We start from the raw sequence: 3,564 nt of genomic DNA, 5'->3' as shown, positions 1-3,564 counted from the left end.
GACCACTCCGGCTCCAGCAGGCCGTCCACCCGGAGCCCGGCGGCGACGATCAGCGAGATCCAGTCGCCCATCGTGCGGTGGTGCTCGACGTAGGTCACCACGCGTGCGGAGTCTCTCTCGTTGTACGGCGTGCGATCGAAGTAGGACCGGTCAGAGGTCAGCCGGCGGGCCGGGATCGTCGGGAAAGGCCCACCTGATCGGATGGCTGACCGAGAACACGAACCGCCCACCCGGCCGCAGCACCCTGCACACCTCGCGGAAGACGGCCAGCGGGTCGGCCACGAACGGCAGCGCCCCGAACGCCGAGCAGGCCAGGTCGAAGGCGTCGTCGCCGGGGCTCGCTCGGCGCAGGAATCGATGCCGGGCCGTTCTTCGCTGGTGGGGCCGATGATAGCGCTACCGCAATCCTCAGCTCGCCGCCTGCTCCGCGTAGTGCTCATCCTCCCACGCTTCCACGTCGTCGATCTTGTATCGGACGTGCTTGACCGCGCCCGCGCCGCGCCGCTCCAGCGCCACCAGCACCACACCGACCGCGACGACGACGAGCGGCACGACCACGGCCAAGTCCACGCTGGACTGCTGCGCCAGCGGCGCGGCCGCCCAGGCGCCAGCGTCTTGCGAGGCGCGTCCTTCGCCCACCGTGCTGGCTTCTCCTGCGCTCACAGCAGGCCAGCCTCAGGGCATGCGTCCAGCGCCACGGGCGCGGCCCGGCGTCACGGCGCAGTGTTTCGCTCTGGAGTCAGCGGCTTACAGCGAGGTCGGGAGGGAACGCCCGCTGGGGTGCGGGCCTCCTGGCCACCTTGCCCAGCCAGCGCGCGCCAGCTCACGACCGTCCGCACCTTCGGTTGCCTCTAGGACCGCAGAATGGCCTTCGCCATCTCCCGTTTCAGGGCGTCCGGCCCGAGCAGCATCAGGGCGTCCAATGCGCTCATCGGCCGGGCCGACGCCCAGATGCCCGCCGCCGGCGACAGGAACGGCACGACCTGCACCGAGTAGGTACGGAAGGGCTCCTGATCGAGATAGGCCAGTCCGCCCTTTCCGCATAGGTAGGCGGTGGCGCCGGTCAGGCCGGCAAGGTCCGCCAGCCGTTCGGACCGGCCGGCCCGCGCCGGTAGGACGCTGCTGTGGCGGATCTGCCCCGACCAGCCCACCGCGTTCAGCAGCAGTCGTGTGGACGCTTCGGTCACCACAGCGAGCCGGTCTGTGATGTCGAACAGGTCGAGCACCGATTCGAGGCTTTGCTTGACCGCGGGCCAGTAAGGGCTGCGCCGGTAGCAGTCCGCGAGGAGCTGGGCGAGACGCCGCCGACAGCGGACGGGATCAGCCAGCCGCGCCTCGCGGATCGAGGTGCGGCGGCCGTGCGGCAGCCGGGTTGCGATGGACAACCACTGGGTGGCCCATGGGCGGGCCACAGCAGGGAGACGGGCGCGATGCTGGTAATCGCGGCGCGCGAACTGCACGTCATCCAAGGCGATCCAGTAGTCGGCTGCCACGATCTTGGCCAGTGTGGCGAGCCGGGGGAACAGGTTGGGCTGGTGGATGGCGCACACCCTCGCGGGTTCCGTCCGGTCAGCTGATAAAGAGCCTGCTGTCGAATCCAGCGCGCAGAAGAGACTGGTAGGCGTCATGCACATCTCCCGGGACGGGCTGCTCGATGGCGTAGCCCAGATTGGGGTACTCGATCACGCGCTGAAGGTCACCCACGAGCATGTCGATGACCAGCTTCGGGTCTCCGATGGAGCGAACATAGTCGTCCAGTTCCAGCGCATCGGACGCGCATACCACCTCCACCTCGGGCCACACCTTGCGCGTGGTGGCATAGGACCGCCGCTCCATGTACGGCTTGGAGATCAGCATCACCGACTCAGGTCGGATACCGGCCTGGGCGAGGACCTCGCGGCTGAGCGTGATGTTCTCGCCGGTGTTGGTGGCATTCGGCTCCAGCAGGATCGCCTCGTCCGGGACGCCGAGCTCCAGGGCATGCTCACGGAAGTGGACGGCCTCGCCGCGTGGGAAGCGTTCGGCGGTGGTGGAGCTGGTGGCACCGGAGAAAACGAGCATCGGGAACCAGCCGGCCCTGTACAGCTCGGCCGCTGCCCTGGCCACCCCCAGGTCATGGCTTCCCAAACCGACGGCGACGTCACAGTGGCGCAGCTCGTGACGCATCTGGTGGTAATCCCAGATCGTGCGGGCTTGCTTCCACTGCTCGTCGGTGATGGTGGCCTGCTGGTTGCCGCTCACTCGTCCGCTCCTGTTCGCCGTGGCAGAGGGGGGCGATCCTCCCTCTGGATGGACTGCTTGATGCTCTCGATGCTGCGCAGTTGGTGGACGAGGCCGTGTTGTGCGGCCTGCTGCGCGGCGTAGTCGAGGATCATCAGCCCATCATCCACGGTGGCCGGGTCGGAAAGCAGGATGTGGCCGTATGCCGTATCTAGGCGGACGCGTTGCATGGGTGCGTCGGTGACCGCGGTGGCGCGGGCGACGTCGATGAAGCGTAGCGCCTGGGACAGGTCACCGGCGCCCCGGTACGCGAGGGCAAGCTTCTGGTGGGCGACTGACCAGTCCTCCGGTTCACCGAGGGTCTCGAATTCGCGGATCTCGGCCAACATGAGTCGGGCGGCGTAGTCGTTGTCGCCGTTCTTGCTAAGCGCGGTTCCCACCCACAGGCGGGCCCGTGTTCGGTCACGCCGCGAGAGCCGGTCATCGACGGCCAGCGCCTCATACTGGCGGCCGGCGCTTTCCAGCTCGCCGGACATCTCGGCGACGACGGAGAGGGATAGGTCCAGTTGGGCAACTCGGCGAGGGATGTCCAGCTGCGTGTAAATGGAGCGGGCGTTGACATAGGAGCGGCCGGCTGACAGCGGCCCTACGATCGCTCCCTGATCGCGGTGGAGGTCTCCCAGCAGCGTGGTGGAGCGCGCGAACAGGTACAGCCCCTTGTCGTCCAGCGTCTGCGGTGGGCAGAGGGCGAGCCACCTGTTCAAGAGGTCGGAGGCGAAACCGAAGTTTGCCGGCTGAGCGCGACAACTACCCGGTCGAGGTCGTCGGTCCAGGTCTCGTAGTCCGATACGCGTGACCCGGCGCGCATGATCCGTGTACCGTGGCCGCTGCCCTTGTCTGCCTCGGCCAGCAGGGTCTCGAATCGCAGGTGAGCCGCCGCATGGGCGCGGGCTAACGCGGTGTCGAGAATGGCCTGCGTGTCTGGGCGGGGCCGAGTCTGCGCACCGAGTTGCTCCCACTTGGCGACTGTGCGGGGGGCCACGCCGAGATGCTGGGCGAAGACGCGGATGCTCATCCGCAGAGCACGGCGCAGGGCACGGGCTTCCAGGCCGGTCCACGCACGCACGGTCGTCACGAAGCTGCTCCCTTCCATGGTCATAGAAGCACGGAGCGAGGTCGTTCGTGCACGCAAGTACAACACCGGTTCGTTTCCACGCGGGCGCCGTCCTTCCAGGATCGGAAGCAGGCCGCACGACGGTGATGCGGCGGGCAGGCACCGGTCTCAGCAGAGGACGCTTACCTTGTGGCTCACCGAACAGCGAGAAGTGGACGGTCCGGTCGTCT

At 67.9% G+C, this 3,564-nt stretch carries 5 protein-coding genes and 1 pseudogene; all 6 read right to left on the bottom strand.

Annotation, left to right across the window (positions count from 1 at the left end; all coding sequences use genetic code 11):
- A pseudogene (locus tag DAT37_RS10380) lies at nt 1–330 on the bottom strand (class I SAM-dependent methyltransferase); the annotation flags it as partial.
- A gap of 78 nt (nt 331–408) precedes the next feature.
- Complete coding sequence (locus DAT37_RS10375) at nt 409–663, bottom strand: hypothetical protein (RefSeq protein ID WP_157978388.1); 255 nt, start codon at nt 661–663, stop codon at nt 409–411.
- 188 nt (nt 664–851) lie between these two features.
- Nucleotides 852–1,550 carry a WbqC family protein gene (locus tag DAT37_RS10370; protein ID WP_198654178.1) on the bottom strand — a complete coding sequence of 233 codons (699 nt, stop codon included), beginning with the start codon at nt 1,548–1,550 and terminating at the stop codon, nt 852–854.
- Nucleotides 1,551–1,569: 19 nt separating this feature from the next.
- Nucleotides 1,570–2,241 (bottom strand): YdcF family protein, encoded by a 672-nt coding sequence (locus tag DAT37_RS10365; protein ID WP_232839652.1) that lies wholly within the window; start codon nt 2,239–2,241, stop codon nt 1,570–1,572.
- Nucleotides 2,238–2,984: a hypothetical protein gene (locus DAT37_RS10360; protein WP_198654177.1), complete on the bottom strand. Its 747-nt coding sequence runs from the start codon at nt 2,982–2,984 to the stop codon at nt 2,238–2,240. The genes DAT37_RS10365 and DAT37_RS10360 overlap by 4 nt, the downstream gene beginning before the upstream one ends.
- Complete coding sequence (locus DAT37_RS44845; RefSeq protein ID WP_232839651.1) at nt 2,981–3,355, bottom strand: helix-turn-helix domain-containing protein; 375 nt, start codon at nt 3,353–3,355, stop codon at nt 2,981–2,983. Before DAT37_RS44845 ends, DAT37_RS10360 begins: the two co-directional genes overlap by 4 nt.
- Nucleotides 3,356–3,564 lie beyond the last annotated feature (209 nt).

The sequence above is a fragment of the Nocardia aurea genome (genome assembly GCF_003123685.1).
GTDB classification, from domain to species: Bacteria; Actinomycetota; Actinomycetes; order Mycobacteriales; family Mycobacteriaceae; genus Nocardia; species Nocardia aurea.
This window is presented reverse-complemented; position numbering and strand designations above follow the sequence as displayed.